Source organism: Mucilaginibacter sp. JRF (genome assembly GCF_015223065.1).
Classification (GTDB): Bacteria; Bacteroidota; Bacteroidia; order Sphingobacteriales; family Sphingobacteriaceae; genus Mucilaginibacter.
In genome coordinates this window covers 86,765-105,521 of the sequence record NZ_JADFBY010000002.1, presented here as the reverse complement: position 1 = coordinate 105,521, position 18,757 = coordinate 86,765, and the positions used below count along the sequence as shown (strand labels likewise).

Sequence of the window (18,757 nt, the reverse complement as noted above, 5' to 3'; positions counted from 1 at the left end):
ATGGTTTGTTGTGTGTATTAATTGTGAGGTTAGTTGGTATATATCAATTAGTAGCTGCGTATCTCGATGCCGGCAAATATGCTCACACCTTTAATGATCAGCACCTTCTCGTTAGTAATGGTGGTGGTATGGCGCATGCGCTTATCATCAACCCCGGCAAATATGGCCGATACATCAGATATTACATGCCAGTGCGGCGGAACGATCAGCTTGGTACCACCAAACACCTGGGTTACCTCTATCATAACGTGGCCATGTATGTCGGCTTTGGTAAGGTCTATCTCGCTGCCACCAAATATGTTAACGATCTCGCCACCACGAAAATCCTTCGAGAATACTATCTTATCCACACCGCCAAATACAGCGGTAGCGTCCAGTATATCATCATTATATATCTTGCCTTTTACGGTGAAAGGCTCGCTTGGTGCTTCGGCTTTGGGCTGCTCGGCAGTGGTGGGTTGTTCAGCATCGGGCGTTACGCGGTAATCAACTACCGGGTCGGGCGTAAAGGGAGGCGGGGTGCCAAAGTCAACAGGTTGTTTACGGCCACCGTTTCGTAGTTTATCCCATTCGGCGGCATCGTGCCTGTTGCCTCTGCGTAGTATCATCCAAATACCAAATACAATGAATGCTACCGGCCATATCACGCCATCGGCGTTTACATTATAACTATCAAATGCTTCGTTGGCCATAAAAGCTAAACCTAAACCCACCAGTATAAACCAGGCTGATTTGTGGAAGTTGCTGCGTGTACCTATATATATGCCCGGTAGTATTAAGAACCACATTGGCCAGCTAATCAACCAACCCGGGAATAAAACTATATTTAGTTGTTGGATGAGCATCACACCACCCAGCACCAGCAGGATCACGCCGGCGATGGCCTTGCCGTTACGTGGTCCTTTTTTATATTCTATATTATTGCTCATGTTAGTTTTCTCTACAATTATTTGATGATATAAAACTACTATAACATTTATAACAGGCAAACACCTATTGGGTAGCATAAGGTAACTACTCGGTAAACACGGTAATTTTGGCGGTGAAAATTCCGTAAGCTAAAATCAGGGGTATAAAAAAAGCGACCGGCAATTAACCGGTCGCTGTATATTTTACGTTGGATGATACTATTTCATCAGGTCGATGAAATCATCAAACAGGTAGCGCGAATCGTGCGGGCCTGGTGACGATTCAGGGTGATATTGTACCGAGAACGCTTTTTTATCTTTTACACGGATACCTTCTATCGATTGATCGTTCAGGTTAACGTGGGTGATCTCAACTTTGTCTGATGATCTTACAGCCTCGGGCACTACACCAAAACCGTGGTTTTGTGAGGTAACCTCGCAATGATCCTTAATGATGTTTTTTACCGGGTGATTTAAGCCGCGGTGACCGTTGAACATTTTTTTGGTCGGGATATCATTAGCCAAAGCCAGCAATTGGTGACCAAGGCATATACCGAACATTGGTTTATCGGCAGCCAATATCTCTTTTACGGTTGCAACCGCGTAAGGCATGGCCGATGGATCGCCGGGGCCGTTTGATATAAAGTAGCCTGTCGGGGCAAAATCCTGCTCCATTTCGGCAAAGGTTGTTTTTGCAGGGTATACCTTAGCGAATACATCACGATCGGCAAAGTTGCGCAGGATGTTCTTTTTAACACCCAGGTCAAGCACGGCAACACGGTAAGGCGCGTCCTCATTACCAAAGGTATAAGTTTCGGTAGTTGATACCTGTGATGATAACTCCAAACCATCCATTGATGGTACTTCGGCTAACTTGGCTTTCAGTTCATCAACATTCAATATCTCTGATGAGATGATGGCATTCATGGCACCTTTATCGCGTATGTGGCGCACCAGCTGGCGGGTATCAATATCTGATATACCTACAATGTTTTGCTCCTGAAAATAATCCTGTATTGATTCATCGGCCTGTTTACGGCTGTAGGCAATGTTGTAGTTTTTACAAACCAAACCAGCTATTTGTATCCTGCCTGATTCAACTTCCTCGCCGCTGATGCCATAGTTACCTATGTGGGCGTTGGTAGTAACCATAATTTGACCGAAGTAAGATGGATCGGTAAAAATTTCCTGGTAGCCGGTCATACCGGTGTTAAAACAGATCTCGCCGGTGGTGGTGCCGATCTTTCCGGCAGCTTTGCCATGAAAAACTGTACCGTCAGCCAGTAATAATACAGCCGGTAGTTTGGTGTAGTTGGTCATTATAAAATAAATTAAATGATTTAAAAACCCGGTTTGCCTGGTGCGACGCGCCGATAAAACTTATAGAATTAATGAAGTAAGGCACTTCCATTTTCACGCCGCAAAGATACGGCAAAGCAGTGTAATTTTAAAGTATGTTTTTGTATTTTTTAATATTTGAATAATGGCTTGTTAACACCATGTTAACCACGCTCAATTACCAAGCAATTAGCGGTTTGCCTTAACATTGTATTCGGTGTTGAAAAAGCGCTTTACAATTACATACCTTTGCCATCAAATTCAGCAAGCTCATGTCTGTTAACAAAGAGATAAAACGCGTAACCACCCGCACCGTACAGGAGATGAAGATGAGGGGCGAAAAAGTATCAATGCTTACCGCTTACGATTACTCCTTAGCCACCATTGTTGATGATGCCGGGGTTGATATTATACTGGTAGGCGATTCGGCCTCGAACGTAATGGCCGGCCACGAAACCACTCTGCCCATAACGCTCGATCAGATGATCTATCATGCCGCATCAGTAGTACGTGCCGCCAAGCGCGCGCTGGTAGTGGTCGATCTGCCTTTTGGCTCGTACCAGGGTAACTCAAAGGAAGCCTTAAATTCGGCTATCCGTATTATGAAGGAAGCGGGCGCGCATGCTGTAAAAATTGAAGGCGGTATTGAAATAGCCGAATCTGTTACCCGCATACTGGCAGCTGGTATACCGGTTATGGGCCATTTGGGTTTAACCCCGCAATCGATATACAAATTTGGCACCTACACCGTAAGGGCCAAAGAGGAAGCCGAAGCGCAAAAGCTGCGTGAGGATGCCCTTAAACTACAGGAGCTGGGCTGCTTTGGCGTAGTGCTCGAAAAAATACCCGCCCTGTTGGCTAAAGAAGTTACCGAGAGCCTGAGCATACCTACCATTGGTATTGGCGCAGGCCAGCATTGCGATGGCCAGGTATTGGTGATACACGATATGCTGGGCATTAATAAAGGCTTTAAGCCACGCTTTTTACGCCAGTACGCCAGCCTGTACGATGTGATGAACGATGCCATAAAAAGCTACGTTACCGACGTAAAATCGGCAGATTTCCCTAACGAGAAGGAACAATATTAGGCAGTTGATAGTTATTACCGTAGTTCATGGTTCATAGTTAATAGTTCATGGCAGCTCTATTCAGATTGCACTAAATACTATGAACTATTAACTATGAACCATGAACTCAATATCATTAGCAAAACATGAGCGAACCTATTACCGATTACGATATATTATATGAGGATAATCACCTGATTGCCGTTAACAAGCGCGCGGGTGATATTGTGCAGGTAGATGATACCGGCGATGAACCATTGGATGAAAAGGTAAAGAAATACATCGCCAAAAAATATAATAAGCCTAACGGCGCATTTTTAGGCGTGGTGCACAGGTTAGACAGGCCAGTGAGCGGCGTTATACTTTTCGCCAAAACCAGCAAGGCTTTGGACAGGATGAACCAACTGTTTAAAACCCGCCAGATACGCAAAACCTACTACGCTGTGGTACGCAACAAACCCGAACCCGAGTACGGCGACCTGGTACACTGGCTGGTAAAAAATCAGCAGAAAAACGTTACCAAAGCCCATGGGCATGAAGTGCCGGGCAGCATGCGCTCCGAACTGCATTACCGCTTGGCAGGCGAGGCTAATGGCTATTATTTGATTGAGGTGAACCCCATAACCGGCAGACCGCACCAGATACGGGTACAGCTATCAACCCTGAATTGCCCCATAGTAGGCGATAATAAATATGGCTATCCGCGCGGCAGTTTGCGTAAAAGCATTAGTCTGCATGCCCGTAAACTCCAGTTCATCCACCCGGTAAAAAATGAGCCTGTTGAAATAAAGGCCCCGCTACCCAAGGATGGCTTTTGGGATAAGTTTGCGCATTTGATGGAATGATTTAGTCCATGGACTATGGACCATAGACCATGGTCGCTATAAAACAAAAATGCCTCATTGATTACATGAGGCATTTTTGTTTTATAGCAGTTTACCGCCTACTTCAAACTCGCAATATCGATAACGAAACGGTAGCGGACATCATTTTTGATCATGCGTTCGTAGGCTTCGTTAATGTAGTCGATGTTGATCACTTCCACGTCAGACACGATGCCGTGCTCGGCGCAGTAGTCAAGCATTTCCTGGGTTTCTTTAATTCCGCCAATCATGCTGCCTGCAATGCGGCGGCGTTTGCTGATCAGGTTAAAGGCTGATACCTGTGGCGCTTCCGGCGGTATGCCTACCAATACCATGGTGCCATCAAGCTTCAGCATCTGCAAGTAAAAATCATATTCGTGCTGTGCCGAAATGGTGTTCAAAATAAAATCAAAAGTATTAGCAACCGCTTTTACCTGCTCCTCATCCTTAGTTACTACAAAGTGGTGGGCGCCCAGCTTAAGTGCATCCTCCATTTTTGAGGCTGATGTGCTCAGTACGGTAACCTCAGCGCCTAATGATGCCGCGAACTTAACCGCCATGTGGCCTAAACCACCCAGGCCAACTACGGCAACCTTATGGCCTTTACCAATTTTCCAGGTCATTAACGGCGAGTAGGTGGTAATACCGGCGCAAAGCAGCGGTGCTACACCTTCCAGTGGTAACTTGTCTGATACGTGCAGGGCGTATTTCTCATCGATAACATATTGATCAGAGTAACCGCCGAAAGTCGGGGTGCCATCTTTGTAAGTACTGTTATAGGTGAACGACAGGTGATTATCGCAATATTGTTCCTCACCGGCCTCGCAGCTTGGGCAGTGGCGGCACGAGTCGACAAAGCAGCCTATACCGGCAGTTTCGCCAACTTTGAATTTGGTAACCGCATCGCCAACCTTAACTATTTTACCTACAATTTCGTGGCCGGGCACCATCGGGAATATTGATCCGCCCCATTCGTCGCGTATCTGATGAAGATCTGAGTGGCAAACACCGCAGTATAATATCTCTATCTGAATGTCATTAGGGCCAACCTCTTTACGGTCGAACTTAAAAGGTGCCAGCGGGGCACTTGCCGCATTAGCAGCATAAGCTTTTGTTGCAATCATAATAAATGGTGATGTAGTGGTTAAATGTGAAACAAAATTACAGGCGTATGTTTAGGTAAAGATAATTCAAAAGTAATATTTACGTTCTGCAAACAGCGGCGGCCATTAATTATTTGATAGCCAACAGCCGGTATATTTTTTTACTTTTGAGCGCATAAACACAATGAAGCGATCGGCCATATTATTCATAGCAGCATTTTTTGTGATCTCGCTGTACAACTCGTGCAAAAAGGATGATCCTACCAATATACGCAACCTGTTTACCGCCGGGCCGTGGGAGCTGGCATCGTTACAGGTTTTTAACTACGTAGGTACCACCCAGGGCGAAACCGATACGCTGAATACTGATTGTGATGTAAAGCAGATATTCCGTTTTAATGCCGATAATACCTGTACTTATGAAAATTACAGTTGCCTTGATCAAACGGCGACGGGCACCTGGTCGTTATCGAGGGACAGGCTGTATTTAATATCAGATATAACCTGTCAGGATACATCAGCATCAGGCAGTATACAGCCTTTTACCAATACCAAGATATTGAACCTTGGCCAGTACTCCATGGTGCTGCAAACCGGCGATTTTCAGGAAACCAACCAGCCTAACCGCGTGCGCCGCGTGGTGCAGTACAGCTTTATAAGGCAAAGAAATAACTAAGTATAGCAAACAAGTTGATCAAAATTTTATATTTGAAGTAATTGTAGAACCCCAAATACCCTGCACTTGAAAAAACGTATAGCTATTTTCGCCTCCGGATCAGGTTCAAACGCTCAAAAAATAATGGAGCACTTTAAGCGCCACAATGATGCCGAGGTTGCCATTATACTCACCAATAATCCGCAGGCTTACGTTTTACAACGGGCTGATAATTTTGAGATACCATCGCACGTATTTAACCGCCAGGAGTTTTACGAGGGCGATGATGTGATACGTTTGCTAAAAAACCTTAACGTTGATATTATAGTACTGGCCGGTTTTTTATGGCTGGTGCCGCAATCATTACTAAAAGCTTTCCCTAACAAGATCATTAACCTGCATCCGGCGCTGTTACCCAAATACGGTGGCAAAGGCATGTATGGCGATAATGTGCACAAAGCCATCTTGGCAGCGGGCGAAGAAGAATCGGGGATTACCATCCACTTTGTGAACGAGCATTTTGACGAAGGCGAGGTGATCCACCAGTCCCGCTTTAAAATTGAACCCGGCGATACCCTTGAAATAGTAAAATTCAAAGGCCAGCAACTGGAGCACCACCATTTTCCGCGCGTGGTGGAGAATTTGCTGAAGAAGATGAAGAGCTGAGGGTGTGAGTTGGGAGTGGTGAATAGTGAGCTTTCAGGCCAGTAATGAACCATGCACTATTTCATACACAACTAATTTGTTGCCATCTATTTTAAAGGCAATTACCCAATCATTAAAATGCGAGCAGGAATAATCGCTTTCCAAAAATACTTTATGATTGCATAAAGTGTATTGCACGTTTGGTACAGCTAACCTTTTAATTGCTTCTTTGAACTTTAGGGCATAGCGGGCGCCACTTCCTTTTGTGTTTTGTGATTCAACAAACCTTGCTATGCTATCAATAGCGGTTAAAGCTCTTTCAGAGATTATTGCCTTCAAAACGTTAATACCTATTTATCGTCGTCTGAATATTTAGAAAAAGCCTCGTCAATATCAATGAATTTATCGTCCTTATGTTTCTCAAAATAATGCTCCCATTCTGCACTGGTTGCGGGCCGACCAATGCCAAATGCCAGGGCATCAGCATCAAGTTCAATAAAATCAGGCTGCATCTCGGCCTCTAAACCGAGTTCTTTAGCCAATTTTATCAGCAGATCGGTTTTGGTTTCCGAATCAGATTTTATGATTACAGTGGTCATGACACTAAATTACTAAAACTTTTTAATACTGATTTAATTTTTGTTTGGCCGGATAACCTAATTAAGGCTGCTAATCACTACCTTTGCGGCTTAAAATTCGCAGTAGTACATGAGCAATCCCGTTCAAATAAAAAACGCTTTAATTTCAGTTTATTACAAGGATAATCTTGAGCCCATCATTCACGAATTGAACAGGCTTGGGGTAACCATTTACTCAACCGGTGGTACCGAAACTTTTATTCGTAACCTTGGTGTTGATGTAGTAGCTGTTGAAGACCTTACATCTTACCCATCTATACTGGGCGGACGTGTAAAAACCCTCCACCCAAAGGTATTTGGCGGCATTTTAGCCCGCCGCAGTTTTGAAAGCGACGAACAACAACTTGCTCAGTACGAAATTCCGGAGCTTGACCTGGTAATTGTTGATCTGTACCCGTTTGAAGAAACTGTACAATCAGGCGCCGGTCAGCAGGATGTGATCGAGAAGATCGATATCGGCGGTATATCACTGATCCGCGCGGCCGCCAAAAACTTTAAGGATGTGGTTATCGTAGCCTCAAAAGACGATTACGGTACTTTGGAGAACATCCTGAAAACACAGGATGGCCAAACCAATATTGATCAGCGCCGCGCCTTTGCACGTAACGCGTTCAATATTTCATCGCACTACGATACCGCCATCTTCAACTACTTTAACGAGGAAGAAGCATTACCGGTATTTAAGCAAAGCATACAAAGCAGCCAGGTATTGCGCTACGGCGAAAACCCTCACCAAAAAGGTACTTTTTACGGTAACCTTGATGCCATGTTCACCAAGCTGCACGGCAAGGAGCTATCATACAATAACCTGGTTGATGTTGACGCCGCCGTTGCCCTGATAGATGAATTTACCGAGCCAACCATCGCCATATTAAAACATACCAACGCCTGTGGCGTAGCTACCCGCTCAACAATTAAAGAGGCGTGGATAGATGCCCTGGCTTGCGACCCGGTATCGGCATTTGGTGGTGTAATTATAGCTAACGACGAGATTGACGCGGCTACAGCCGAAGAAATAAGCAAACTGTTTTATGAGGTGCTTATAGCCCCTGCCTTTACTGATGAGGCCGTAAGCATACTACAATCAAAAAAGAACCGCATTATATTGGTTCGCCAGCGTACCGAGCTGCCTGTCAAACACTTTAAAACATTGTTGAATGGTGTTATTGAGCAGGATAAGGATGCCGTTATTGAAGGCCCTGAACAAATGAACCCGGTTACCAACCGTAAGCCAACCGAGCAGGAGCTGAAAGACCTGTACTTTGCCAACAAAATTGTTAAGCACACCAAATCAAACACCATAGTTTTTGCCAAAAACAACCAGTTAATGGCAAGCGGTGTGGGTCAAACCTCAAGGGTTGATTCGTTGAGGCAGGCGGTACTTAAGGCTAACAGCTTTGGCTTTGATCTTAACGGCGCGGTAATGGCATCTGATGCCTTTTTCCCCTTTCCGGATTGTGTGGAGCTGGCTGCCGAAGCAGGTATTACAGCAGTGTTGCAACCGGGTGGTTCAATAAAAGATCAGGACTCGATAGACATGGCTAACCAGAAAGAAATTTCAATGGTTACCACAGGTGTACGCCATTTTAAACATTAATTAACGTAACACAATAATCATCGTAATTTGACGCTTTAAAGTACAGCTAAATTAGTGTAGTTTTATAACCCGCAAATTATTTGAAGCATATAGCAAATGGGCCTGTTTAACTTTTTTACCCAAGAGATCGCCATAGATTTAGGAACAGCGAATACGCTGATCATACATAACGATAAGGTTGTTGTTGATGAACCATCAATAGTAGCTTTTGACCGTAAAACCAACAAGGTTATTGCCATTGGGCGCCAGGCCATGCAAATGGAAGGTAAAACCCACGATAATATACGTACCATACGTCCGCTTAAGGATGGCGTTATTGCCGATTTTGATGCTGCCGAGTACATGATACGCGGCATGATCAAAATGATCAACTCGGGCAAGGGTTGGTTCTTCCCGTCGTTGCGTATGGTTATCTGTATACCATCGGGCATTACCGAGGTTGAAAAACGCGCGGTACATCAATCGGCCGAGCGTGCTGGTGCCAAAGAGGTTTACCTGATACACGAGCCAATGGCAGCCGCCGTAGGTATAGGTATTGACGTTGAGGAGCCTATGGGCAACATGATCATCGATATAGGTGGTGGTACTACCGAGATCGCCGTTATCGCCCTTTCAGGTATCGTGTGCGATCAGTCTATCCGTGTAGCCGGTGATAACTTTGATGCTGACATTGTTCAGTACATCCGTCGCCAGCACAACATCATGATAGGTGAGCGTACCGCCGAGAAGATCAAAATTGAGGTTGGCGCGGCATTGCCTGAGCTAACCGACCCTCCGGGCGATTTTGCTGTTCAGGGTCGTGACCTGATGACCGGTGTGCCTAAGCAGATCATGGTATCATACACCGAGATAGCGCATTGCCTTGACAAATCTATCTCGAAGATTGAAGAAGCTATTTTAAAAGCCTTGGAGATCACCCCTCCTGAGCTTTCGGCAGATATTTACCAAACCGGTATTTACTTAACCGGTGGTGGCGCCTTACTACGCGGTTTAGATAAGCGTGTGGCCGCAAAAACCAAGTTACCAGTTCACGTAGCCGAAGATCCGCTGCGTGCCGTTGTTCGCGGTACCGGTACCGCCCTTAAAAACATAGGTAACTTTAAATTTTTAATGCAATAATTTAGTGAGTGGCGAATGGTGAGTAGTGAATTGCTTACCATTCGCCTCCTATTATTCACCATTCACTACTCACCATTCACCATATGCGTAATCTGCTGATATTTATCACCAAGTATAGCGCATTTTTCCTGTTCCTGATATTTGAGGGTATCGCGTTGTATGTTTTTATAAACTATAACGATTTTCAGCGGGCATCATTCATCAACACCAGTAACGAGCTTACGGGCAACCTGTACCGTAACATCAGCAACGTGAATGATTATTTGAAGCTAAAGGAGATAAACGATAGCCTTGCCCGGCAGAATGCCTTACTGCGCAATCAGCTCATGTCATCATTATATATTGATACCGCGGGGCACCGTAAGGTTAACGATAGCGTTTACAAGCAGCAATACACTTACATTGAGGCGCGTGTTATCAACAACTCGGTAAACAAGCGCATGAACTATATTACCATTAACAAGGGCAGCCTTAACGGTATTGGTAAAGGTATGGGCGTTATAGCCGATGGTGGCGTGGTTGGTATTGTGATGCAGGCATCGCCACACTTTTCAGTAATACGTTCGCTGCTGCATAAGGATACCCGCATCAGCGCTATGCTGGCTAACTCAAAAGAAGGCGGCTCATTCATGTGGGCTGAGGATATGGACCCGCACAAGGGTTTGTTATATGATGTAGCCAACAGCGCGCAACCGCATTTGGGCGATACCGTGGTTACCGATCAGCACTCGCTGTTCCCTATCGGAGTGCAGTTGGGCAGGGTAAGTAATCTTAAACCAAAAACAGGCGGTTTCTTTTTGAATATGGAAGTTAAGCTTTCGGTTGATTTTAGCAAGCTGGAATACGTGTACGTGATCAACAACAAATTCGCGCAGGAGCAGCAGGGACTGGAGGCCCTACAAAAAGATGAGTAGGGTTATATTCGCTAATTTCATCCGGTTTGTGGTGCTGGTATTTATCCAGGCATTTCTGCTGAAAAACATTACAGTTTACGATCTGGCTGTGCCGTACCCATACATCCTGTTTGTGATGTTGCTGCCTTTTGAAACACCTAACATCCTGCTTTTCCCACTGGCTTTTTTAATAGGATTAAGTGTTGATGCCTTTTATGATACGCCCGGGCTGCATGCCGCGGCAACCGTATTGCTGGCCTTTGTACGTGTGCTTTTCATCAGCATAACCGTACAAAAAGATGGTTTTGATAACGACCCTGAGCCTACACTGGGCGGCATGGGTTTCAGGTGGTTCTTTACCTACTCGGCCGTACTTACGCTGGTGCACCATTTTATACTGTTCAATCTGGAAGTTTTTAGATTATCAGAGATGGAGTACACACTAAGCCGCTTTTTAATGAGTTCTGTATTTACAGTATTTTTGATGTTGATTACAGGTTTATTATTTTTCAGGAAGAAAAGGGCGTAAATGAACAACAGTTTTTTTGAACGCAGGTACATTATAGCGGCAATTTTTATAACCTTTATGGTTATACTGCTTGGCCGCCTGTTTTATATTCAGCTTGTTGACGACCGCTACCTGTATTTTGCCAATAATAACGTTATCCGTAAAAAAGTGCTGTTTCCGGCCCGCGGCCCCATACTTGACCGTAAGGGAAAAATACTGGTACAGAACGAACCGGTGTACGATTTGATGGTGATCCCCAAACAGGTACAACCTTTTGATACCCTTGAGTTTTGTAAGCTGATAGGTATTGATATGGAGGGTTTCCATAAACGCTTTGAAAAAGCCAGAGGCCATTCAGTGTACCTGGCATCAATATTTGAAAAACAAATGTCGGTATCGTTATACCGCTCATTGCAGGAAAAACTTTCAGACTTTCCCGGCTTTTACGGGCAATTACGCTCGGTACGCAGTTACCCTGATTCAGCCGCCGCGCAATTTTTGGGTTATACCGGCGAGGTTAGGGATAAGGATATTGAAAAATCGGGCGGCTACTATCGCCTGGGCGATTACATCGGCATTACCGGTGTCGAAAAGGCTTATGAGGATGTGCTGCGTGGCCAGCGTGGCGTGGAGAACCAAATGGTCGATTCGCGCAACGTACCCAAAGGTCGCTATGCCAATGGCGCTTATGATACCGCCGCCGTTGCCGGCGAGAGGCTGATATCATCTCTCGACCTTAAAATTCAAAAACTCGGCGAAAAGCTGATGCGCAATAAGGTAGGCAGTATTGTAGCCATTGAGCCATCAACCGGTGAGATATTGGCCTTTGTGAGCAGCCCAACGTATGATCCGAACCAAATGGTTGGTCGTGAACGTGGCAACAATATGGCCCGCATGTACCAGGACCCATACAACCCGCTGCTGATACGCCCTATACAAGCTTACTACCCGCCGGGATCATCATTTAAACCGCTGGATGGTTTGATAGCTTTGCAGGAGGGTATCATCAATCCGCAAACCACATTCTTTTGTCCGCATTATTACATGGCAGGTAACCACCGTGTAGGTTGCGAGCACTTTGACGGGCCTACTAATTTGAGTAAGGGCATAGCCATGTCGTGCAACACTTACTTCTGTAACGTGTTCGACAGGCTGATCAACCGGAACGGGCCTAAACGCACCCGCCAAACGTTTATCGACTGGAAAGCCAAGGTAAACAAATTCGGCTTTGGCGTTAAATTGGATGTGGACTTACCGAACGAGAAAAAAGGTAACGTACCCGCTCCTGAACGATATGATAAAATATTTGGCGAGAACCGCTGGCGTTCAAGCTCTATTATATCCTTAGCTATTGGGCAGGGCGAGTTGTTAGCCACACCATTGCAATTAGCCAATATTGAATGTACCATTGCCAACCGTGGCTTTTATTATCGCCCGCACCTTATTAAGGCCATTGGCGATAAACAGATCACCAAAAAAGAATATACCGAACGCAACTTTGTAGGTGTTGATGAACAGTATTTTGAACCGGTTATTGATGGTATGCAGCAGGTGGTTGAACACGGTACGGCCGTTGGCGCACGTATACCGGGCATAGTAATGTGTGGTAAAACCGGTACGGTGCAAAATCCGCATGGTAAAAACCACTCTATATTTGTGGCCTTTGCGCCAAGGGATACCCCGAAAATAGCTATTGCTGTGGTGGTTGAGAATGCCGGTTTCGGGTCATCATGGGCGGCACCTATTGCCAGCTACATGGTTGAAGAATACCTGCGCGATACCATTACCAAGCCAAAAGCCCAGGTTGAATATATTATGAATGCCAACCTGTTGCCGCCACCAAAAGGCAGCAAGGTAAAGGAAGCTAAACAAACCAAAGCCGATAGCCTGAAAAAGGCCAAAGCCGACAGCGCCGAAAAACCTCAGCCTGTTTTAAAATCGGTAAAGCGTAAAGCTAAAAAGCAGCCATCGGCAGTATACTATGCTAACCAGCCGGCAGTAAGGAGGGACGATGAGCAGTAATGAGCGCGGCTTTTTCCGTAATATTGATTGGATAACCATACTGCTTTACCTGTGCCTTTGCACCATTGGCTGGTTTAACATCCACGCCGCGGTGTATGATGAGGAGCATCGAAGCATGGTTGACCTGAGTACTAACTATGGCAAGCAATTCGTATTCATTGCGGTATCGCTGGTGATGGCCATGGTTATCCTCCTGCTTGATTATCGCTTTTTTAGCGCGCTGGCTCCGCCGTTTTATATTGTTACTGTACTGCTGCTGATACTGGTATTGGTGGTAGGTCGTAACGTGGGTGGTAACCAAGCCTGGATTTCGCTTGGCGGAGGTTTCAGGCTCCAACCGTCGGAATTTGCCAAGCTGAGCACCGTATTACTGTTAGCCAAATACCTGAGCGGTACCAATGTTAAAATAACAGATACCGAATCGTTTTTTATAACGGCAGGCATCATTATACTGCCTATGGCGCTGATCATGCTACAACCCGATACCGGCTCAACGCTGGTGTTCTTCTCGCTGATATTTGTGCTTTACCGCGAGGGTTTGTCGCCCTACTTTTTGATCATTATCGCGCTTTCGGCTACGCTATTCATCCTCTCGTTATTGGTTAACCAATGGCTGCTGGTGGCGGGTATAGCGGTAATTGGCGCGTTGCTGGTTTTCTTTAACCTGCGCAACCGCAAGTTCATATTCGGTTTGCTGGTATGGATAGTAGGCTCGTTAGGGTTTGTACTGGCTGTAAAGCCGCTTTACAGCAATGTGCTGCAAAGCCACCAGCGTGCACGTATTGATGAATTGCTGGGTATTACATTTGATCCACGTGGAGCGGGTTATAACGTAAATCAATCTAAGATAGCCATAGGCTCGGGCCAGTTATGGGGTAAGGGTTATTTGCAGGGCACACAAACCAAATACTCTTTCGTTCCTGAACAAAGTACCGACTTTATTTTTTGTACCGTTGGTGAGGAATGGGGCTTTGTAGGCTCATCCGTTGTTATTGGCCTATACCTGTTTTTGCTATTACGAGTGATACAAATAGCCGAGCGACAGCACATGGCCTTCTCCCGCATTTACGGCTACGGAGTGGCATCCATCATCTTTTTCCACGTGCTCATCAACATCGCCATGACCATCGGCCTGATGCCTGTTATAGGCATCCCGCTGCCCTTTATCAGTTATGGTGGTTCATCATTGATCAGTTTTACTTCGCTGCTGTTTATATTGCTTAAGCTGGATTCAAACAGGACTGGATATACTTATTGAGATTTAAGTTGTTATTTCGAACTGATAGCAAGAGATTTCTACGCGTTCGACCCCTCCTAAATCCTCCCCGAGGGGGAGGACTTTAATAAAAGCTTTAATAATTATGTCATTTCGACGAAGGAGAAATCTGTACACGTTCATTAGCCGAGCGATAGATTTCTCCTCGTACCTCGTTCGAAATGACAAGAAATATATCAAAAAAAGCGCGGTGGCCTGCCGGAAAACCGGGCCAGGGAGTATGGCCTGTGCGGATGAAGGTTTTTTCCGGCTTGATGTTTGGTTACTTTGCATCTAAGGTAAAGTAACTGGCCTCTGCGGCCAAGAGCAGGCTGGCGATGGTTAAAAGCACAATCACCTAACAATAGCACTATCTTAAAACCGCTTCATTACTTGTCCTAAATTTCTTTTGAGCGATCAAAAAAGACAAAAATCGTCGGCTACGCCCTGCCCGGTTAGAGTTTCTACTTTGGCAGGACTTGTGCTACTCCGGGCATTTCTGATACCGGTAGTATAGAGTATTTACGGTTTGTGCTTCGGGTTTTATTATTTAATCTTTTGAGCATCCTTCCTCCAACTCTGCTTCAACATATTAGATATCAAATCATCAAAACTCCAGCCTATTTTTCGTGCAGCCAGGGCGGTTAAGCTGTCCTGATCGGTACGATGGGGACGGGAAGCGCCGGTCATGTTGGGTTTCATGTTGAGGTCGAATAAGAAGTTTTCGCCCTGGGCGTTAGCACGGCAATCGATACGTATGGGGGCGCGGCTTTGTACTAATTTGGCCGCCAACTCGCATTGCTGACAGAGTTGTATCATGGCCTCGGTCTGTAGTTCGGAATCATTCAAAACCTCGCTGTTGTGTATCACGGCTACGGTGCCGTTGTATGGCGCTATCCCGTTGGCATGGTTAAAACGCCTTACCGGCGGTAACGACCAATGTTGATCTTTTTCCAACACCTCGCCATCAATAACATACCCGCCGGGAGGCATCACGGTAATGGTAACCTCGGTACCCGGCAGAAATTCTTCTGCGTACAGGGCATCGCCATAATCACCGGAACTGAACATATCCGCAAGTATATCGGTAAGTTCTGTTGGAGTATTAACCAGGTAAACCCCCTGACTACCCCTGCCGCGAATGGGCTTGGCCACTACCGGGTAACCAAAGTTCAGTTTAAAAGTATCGGCATTATTGTGTGTGATCAGTACTGATCGGGGTATGGGCAGATGGTTGTTTTTCAGCAACTCGTTAGTAACCAATTTATCATCAAAAATATCTACCTGTTTGGGTATCTGCCCAACAACAGCGATGCCTGCATCAATAAACTTTTCGATAGGGTGCCCATCGTACAAAACAGTGTTGAGCCATATGGTGTCAGCGCCTTTATTTATGGCCGCCTGTATACCTTCCGCCGTGTCGGGGAAAACCCAGTCGAGATCCGCCTCGGTGCCTGGTTCATCAGCAGGTGATATTACATCGATGTTTTGTTTACGGAGGGAGTAGGCAATATCGGCGCCGCTATCGGCATAGCCTCCCGGTTTCATGGGTTTAATAATTCCGTTACGTGCCGGTGGTGTTTGTGTTTGATAAATTACTGCTACTTTTTGCTGCATTAAATAGGGATAGATGAAAAGGTAGATGTTAAAGGCTGTAAGCCTTGATGCCAAAATCACAATTACGCCTCGATAACAAAAGCCTTTAGTTCGGCCATTTTACCATCGCGAAACCGCCATACATCGCAATAGTCATAATGGATCATGGTGCCTGCTTCATCCTTCATGCTGATCTTGCCTATGGCGGTAACAAAGTCGCCCTCGGCTATCAGTTGCTCTACCATAAACTGTGGCGGCTCAATGTAAGCCTTGGCCATATATTGCCTCACGGCTTCCTTACCGTGCAGGGTTTGGTCGCCTACAAAAGTCCATTGGGTGTCATCGGTACAGTATTGCAGAAAGCCCTCATTATCGCCCGCGGTAACGGCGGCGTTGGCTTGTTCGAGTATTGTTTTGTTGTTTGCCATGTAGATAAAACAACGCCCGATAGGATGCACTTGTTTTATTTGGCAAAAAGCGGTTGCGGCGTAAAGTATTAAATAAAATGAAGGAGGCTATTTAAATTGATAATAGCCTCCGCCATTTATTATCTTAATATAAGCTTTCTTATGGTTTCGTTATCCGAAAAATAAATGGTGCTTTCATCTTTAGAGAGGGCCAAATAATTTGCAAAAACGTAGGCGTTTTTACCTACCCCATCCGGCGACGAAAACTTACCGTTAAGGCCAACAAGTTTGGTTAGTTTATTATTTGAAACGCTCACAATTTCACCTCCCGAAACCATATAAAGTGTCCGGCTATCTTTTGTGGCTACAAGATCAGTTATCTCCCTAAAGTTAATATCACGGAAAATTTGCGTGAACACACCACTTTTGGTAAGCTTATAAATATACTTACCGCGTGTAACAAGGTATTTAACGCCATTGTTACCGCAGTACATCCGTGTAATGGCCGATGCTTCCCGGCTCGGGGTGTTCAGTGAATCTAAAGGTGGGGTATAGGGGTGACGGCCCGCTACGCCATTTACAATTTCGGCGCTTTCAATAAATCCCTGCCTCAAGCCTGATCTGCCGGTTACATAGCGGTCGCCGCATATTTGCAGATAATCGCTGAAGGGATCTTTACTCAAACTATAATATACATACGTATAGTAGTTTACCTGCGCGGCAGGTGTCAGTAATTCGCCGTTGGGTTTTAATATCCACAGCCTGTGCAGTGATTCGGGCGAAACAGCTATGCTTGTTAAAATATTAATCGATCCATCTTTTGAAAAGAGCACCTTTTCGGGATAGCGCAGCCGTTGCCCATCAGCAGCGGCCGGTATGCTGATCGTTGTAACAACACCATCAGGTGTAACCTTACGTATGGCATCATTAAACAGATCGGCAACGTACAGGTTGCCATCCTCGCCAATATCAATGCCGTAAGGATAATGAAAACGGGCTTGCGAACCGGTACCATCTACAAACCCATCGGTATTGTACTGCCCCGCAATGGTTATTACAGATAATGGAGGTACGCTGGCGTTAGTTGTTAATTTGCCTGAACCAGCATCATTACTTAATGTCGGCTGCTCGCTTTTTTTACATGCCCCAATAAATAATAAGGCACTTAAAAGCACTAATTGAACATACTTTTTCATGGGAGTAAATTTGGTATGGAATAAATTGGTAAGTCAAATTTACACCCTGCCTAATTGGCTTTACTACACAAAATATGGACAAACAATATAGCTTAATACGTTACGGTAATGGGCTTACTTCAACCGATAAATATCCTCGCTCTTAATATAATCCTTACGACTAATGGTGTAGATGATATTGTCGTTTTCATCCTTGATCAAGCCAACGCTCTCGTCATTAGCTATCGGGAAGTTGATTTTGTAGCCCCGGCCATCATCTAACTTAATACCGTAGGTTTCTACTCCATTAGCGATGTTGACGGCGTTTTGCGAATAGCTTAGCGTTGTGGCTTTCTTGGTGCTATCGGCTATGCTAAAACTCTTGGCCTCGAAGGTAATTTCCACTTTCTCGCCATCCGGGGTCATGCCTTTCCACTTACCGCGATAAGTATCCGACCCGCTACAGGCTGTTAGCAACAAAGCAAATAATCCTAAAAAGGATAATACAATAGATTTCATATTTTATTTAGTGTAAGGTTAAGAATTAATGTATTACAATATTATTATGCGCTATTTTACAAAAACTCTTTAGTAATTACTTAACGTGTGCTTTTTTAAAAATGCCGTTGTTCGATATTTTACTTGCGGGCATTTTATTCTTAGGATAAAAAAAGTAACTGGCGATACCTACTACGGGGCGGTTATGAACGATCTCAAACGGCGACTTAGGGTAATAAACATCTCCTCTTTTACGAATAAACTCCTGAACTAAAATATACTCGATAGATCTGTCATCTCTCTCAACAACTTTGATGTCGCCTTTTACAAAAGCCTGCTTGTTCGGAAATGATCTTACATTGCTGCTTTTGTCAATACCTGATATTATTAAGCTGTCAGCATTTTCTGACACATCAGAAAATTTAAAGTCCATATCATATGTTTCAAGGGGCGATCCTAATGTTATTAGA

20 protein-coding genes are annotated in these 18,757 nt (G+C 45.0%); 10 read left to right on the top strand and 10 right to left on the bottom strand.

Features of this window, described 5'->3' with window-relative positions:
* Positions 1 to 47: 47 nt before the first annotated feature.
* Together IM792_RS05890 and carA are read right to left on the bottom strand one after the other, a co-directional pair.
* Positions 48 to 929: a LiaF domain-containing protein gene (locus IM792_RS05890; RefSeq protein ID WP_194100916.1), complete on the bottom strand. Its 882-nt coding sequence runs from the start codon at positions 927 to 929 to the stop codon at positions 48 to 50.
* 198 nt (positions 930 to 1,127) lie between these two features.
* Positions 1,128 to 2,228, bottom strand: a complete 1,101-nt coding sequence (carA, locus tag IM792_RS05885; RefSeq protein WP_194100915.1) for a glutamine-hydrolyzing carbamoyl-phosphate synthase small subunit — start codon at positions 2,226 to 2,228, stop codon at positions 1,128 to 1,130.
* Between the two features lie 290 nt (positions 2,229 to 2,518).
* On the opposite strand from carA, the gene panB reads away from it, so the two are divergent.
* Positions 2,519 to 3,334 carry a 3-methyl-2-oxobutanoate hydroxymethyltransferase gene (gene panB / locus IM792_RS05880; RefSeq protein WP_194100914.1) on the top strand — a complete coding sequence of 272 codons (816 nt, stop codon included), beginning with the start codon at positions 2,519 to 2,521 and terminating at the stop codon, positions 3,332 to 3,334.
* Positions 3,335 to 3,459: 125 nt separating this feature from the next.
* Positions 3,460 to 4,158 (top strand): RluA family pseudouridine synthase, encoded by a 699-nt coding sequence (locus IM792_RS05875; RefSeq protein ID WP_194100913.1) that lies wholly within the window; start codon positions 3,460 to 3,462, stop codon positions 4,156 to 4,158.
* Positions 4,159 to 4,256: 98 nt separating this feature from the next.
* Here IM792_RS05875 and IM792_RS05870 read toward each other — a convergent pair whose 3' ends face one another.
* Positions 4,257 to 5,300, bottom strand: a complete 1,044-nt coding sequence (locus tag IM792_RS05870) for an NAD(P)-dependent alcohol dehydrogenase (protein WP_228084960.1) — start codon at positions 5,298 to 5,300, stop codon at positions 4,257 to 4,259.
* 163 nt (positions 5,301 to 5,463) lie between these two features.
* On the opposite strand from IM792_RS05870, the gene IM792_RS05865 reads away from it, so the two are divergent.
* Together IM792_RS05865 and purN are read left to right on the top strand one after the other, a co-directional pair.
* Positions 5,464 to 5,955: a lipocalin family protein gene (locus IM792_RS05865; RefSeq protein ID WP_194100912.1), complete on the top strand. Its 492-nt coding sequence runs from the start codon at positions 5,464 to 5,466 to the stop codon at positions 5,953 to 5,955.
* Between the two features lie 66 nt (positions 5,956 to 6,021).
* Positions 6,022 to 6,600: a phosphoribosylglycinamide formyltransferase gene (purN, locus tag IM792_RS05860; protein ID WP_194100911.1), complete on the top strand. Its 579-nt coding sequence runs from the start codon at positions 6,022 to 6,024 to the stop codon at positions 6,598 to 6,600.
* Positions 6,601 to 6,633: 33 nt separating this feature from the next.
* On the opposite strand, the gene IM792_RS05855 is transcribed toward purN, so the two are convergent.
* Together IM792_RS05855 and IM792_RS05850 are read right to left on the bottom strand one after the other, a co-directional pair.
* Positions 6,634 to 6,918 carry a type II toxin-antitoxin system RelE/ParE family toxin gene (locus IM792_RS05855; RefSeq protein ID WP_194100910.1) on the bottom strand — a complete coding sequence of 95 codons (285 nt, stop codon included), beginning with the start codon at positions 6,916 to 6,918 and terminating at the stop codon, positions 6,634 to 6,636.
* Between the two features lie 11 nt (positions 6,919 to 6,929).
* Positions 6,930 to 7,178: a hypothetical protein gene (locus IM792_RS05850; protein ID WP_194100909.1), complete on the bottom strand. Its 249-nt coding sequence runs from the start codon at positions 7,176 to 7,178 to the stop codon at positions 6,930 to 6,932.
* A gap of 109 nt (positions 7,179 to 7,287) precedes the next feature.
* Here IM792_RS05850 and purH point away from each other — a divergent pair, with 109 nt between their 5' ends.
* The 6 genes from purH to rodA all read left to right on the top strand — a co-directional run bounded on the left by purH (position 7,288) and on the right by rodA (position 14,614).
* Positions 7,288 to 8,814: a bifunctional phosphoribosylaminoimidazolecarboxamide formyltransferase/IMP cyclohydrolase gene (gene purH / locus IM792_RS05845; protein WP_194100908.1), complete on the top strand. Its 1,527-nt coding sequence runs from the start codon at positions 7,288 to 7,290 to the stop codon at positions 8,812 to 8,814.
* A gap of 96 nt (positions 8,815 to 8,910) precedes the next feature.
* A complete protein-coding gene (locus tag IM792_RS05840) occupies positions 8,911 to 9,933 on the top strand; it encodes a rod shape-determining protein (protein WP_194100907.1) in 1,023 nt (340 codons plus the stop codon).
* 83 nt (positions 9,934 to 10,016) lie between these two features.
* Complete coding sequence (mreC, locus tag IM792_RS05835) at positions 10,017 to 10,847, top strand: rod shape-determining protein MreC (RefSeq protein ID WP_194100906.1); 831 nt, start codon at positions 10,017 to 10,019, stop codon at positions 10,845 to 10,847.
* Positions 10,840 to 11,355, top strand: a complete 516-nt coding sequence (locus tag IM792_RS05830) for a rod shape-determining protein MreD (protein ID WP_194100905.1) — start codon at positions 10,840 to 10,842, stop codon at positions 11,353 to 11,355. The genes mreC and IM792_RS05830 overlap by 8 nt, the downstream gene beginning before the upstream one ends.
* On the top strand, positions 11,356 to 13,356 hold the full coding sequence (gene mrdA / locus IM792_RS05825) for a penicillin-binding protein 2 (RefSeq protein WP_194100904.1): 2,001 nt from the start codon (positions 11,356 to 11,358) through the stop codon (positions 13,354 to 13,356).
* Positions 13,346 to 14,614, top strand: coding sequence for a rod shape-determining protein RodA (gene rodA / locus IM792_RS05820; protein WP_194100903.1), 1,269 nt, complete (start codon positions 13,346 to 13,348; stop codon positions 14,612 to 14,614). The genes mrdA and rodA overlap by 11 nt, the downstream gene beginning before the upstream one ends.
* A 543-nt stretch (positions 14,615 to 15,157) precedes the next feature.
* On the opposite strand, the gene IM792_RS05815 is transcribed toward rodA, so the two are convergent.
* The 5 genes from IM792_RS05815 to IM792_RS05795 all read right to left on the bottom strand — a co-directional run bounded on the left by IM792_RS05815 (position 15,158) and on the right by IM792_RS05795 (position 18,720).
* A complete protein-coding gene (locus tag IM792_RS05815; protein ID WP_194100902.1) occupies positions 15,158 to 16,228 on the bottom strand; it encodes an ATP-grasp domain-containing protein in 1,071 nt (356 codons plus the stop codon).
* Between the two features lie 62 nt (positions 16,229 to 16,290).
* Entirely contained in the window at positions 16,291 to 16,635 is a 345-nt protein-coding gene (locus tag IM792_RS05810) for a nuclear transport factor 2 family protein (protein ID WP_194100901.1), read from the bottom strand.
* A gap of 119 nt (positions 16,636 to 16,754) precedes the next feature.
* Complete coding sequence (locus IM792_RS05805) at positions 16,755 to 17,810, bottom strand: hypothetical protein (protein WP_194100900.1); 1,056 nt, start codon at positions 17,808 to 17,810, stop codon at positions 16,755 to 16,757.
* 114 nt (positions 17,811 to 17,924) lie between these two features.
* Positions 17,925 to 18,308, bottom strand: a complete 384-nt coding sequence (locus IM792_RS05800) for a hypothetical protein (RefSeq protein WP_194100899.1) — start codon at positions 18,306 to 18,308, stop codon at positions 17,925 to 17,927.
* Between the two features lie 76 nt (positions 18,309 to 18,384).
* The gene (locus IM792_RS05795) at positions 18,385 to 18,720 is read right to left on the bottom strand and encodes a hypothetical protein (RefSeq protein WP_194100898.1); all 336 of its coding nucleotides are present in this window, start codon (positions 18,718 to 18,720) and stop codon (positions 18,385 to 18,387) included.
* Positions 18,721 to 18,757 lie beyond the last annotated feature (37 nt).

Coding starts and splice junctions, on each gene's coding strand:
- carA (WP_194100915.1), bottom strand. CDS start 2,228: ATGACCAACTACACCAAACTACCGGCTGTATTATTACTGGCTGACGGT.
- rodA (WP_194100903.1), top strand. CDS start 13,346: ATGAGCAGTAATGAGCGCGGCTTTTTCCGTAATATTGATTGGATAACC.
- IM792_RS05810 (WP_194100901.1), bottom strand. CDS start 16,635: ATGGCAAACAACAAAACAATACTCGAACAAGCCAACGCCGCCGTTACC.
- IM792_RS05830 (WP_194100905.1), top strand. CDS start 10,840: ATGAGTAGGGTTATATTCGCTAATTTCATCCGGTTTGTGGTGCTGGTA.
- IM792_RS05890 (WP_194100916.1), bottom strand. CDS start 929: ATGAGCAATAATATAGAATATAAAAAAGGACCACGTAACGGCAAGGCC.
- purH (WP_194100908.1), top strand. CDS start 7,288: ATGAGCAATCCCGTTCAAATAAAAAACGCTTTAATTTCAGTTTATTAC.
- panB (WP_194100914.1), top strand. CDS start 2,519: ATGTCTGTTAACAAAGAGATAAAACGCGTAACCACCCGCACCGTACAG.
- IM792_RS05865 (WP_194100912.1), top strand. CDS start 5,464: ATGAAGCGATCGGCCATATTATTCATAGCAGCATTTTTTGTGATCTCG.
- IM792_RS05815 (WP_194100902.1), bottom strand. CDS start 16,228: ATGCAGCAAAAAGTAGCAGTAATTTATCAAACACAAACACCACCGGCA.
- IM792_RS05850 (WP_194100909.1), bottom strand. CDS start 7,178: ATGACCACTGTAATCATAAAATCTGATTCGGAAACCAAAACCGATCTG.
- IM792_RS05800 (WP_194100899.1), bottom strand. CDS start 18,308: ATGAAATCTATTGTATTATCCTTTTTAGGATTATTTGCTTTGTTGCTA.
- IM792_RS05870 (WP_228084960.1), bottom strand. CDS start 5,300: ATGATTGCAACAAAAGCTTATGCTGCTAATGCGGCAAGTGCCCCGCTG.
- mrdA (WP_194100904.1), top strand. CDS start 11,356: ATGAACAACAGTTTTTTTGAACGCAGGTACATTATAGCGGCAATTTTT.
- IM792_RS05875 (WP_194100913.1), top strand. CDS start 3,460: ATGAGCGAACCTATTACCGATTACGATATATTATATGAGGATAATCAC.
- IM792_RS05805 (WP_194100900.1), bottom strand. CDS start 17,810: ATGAAAAAGTATGTTCAATTAGTGCTTTTAAGTGCCTTATTATTTATT.
- mreC (WP_194100906.1), top strand. CDS start 10,017: ATGCGTAATCTGCTGATATTTATCACCAAGTATAGCGCATTTTTCCTG.
- IM792_RS05840 (WP_194100907.1), top strand. CDS start 8,911: ATGGGCCTGTTTAACTTTTTTACCCAAGAGATCGCCATAGATTTAGGA.
- IM792_RS05795 (WP_194100898.1), bottom strand. CDS start 18,720: ATGGACTTTAAATTTTCTGATGTGTCAGAAAATGCTGACAGCTTAATA.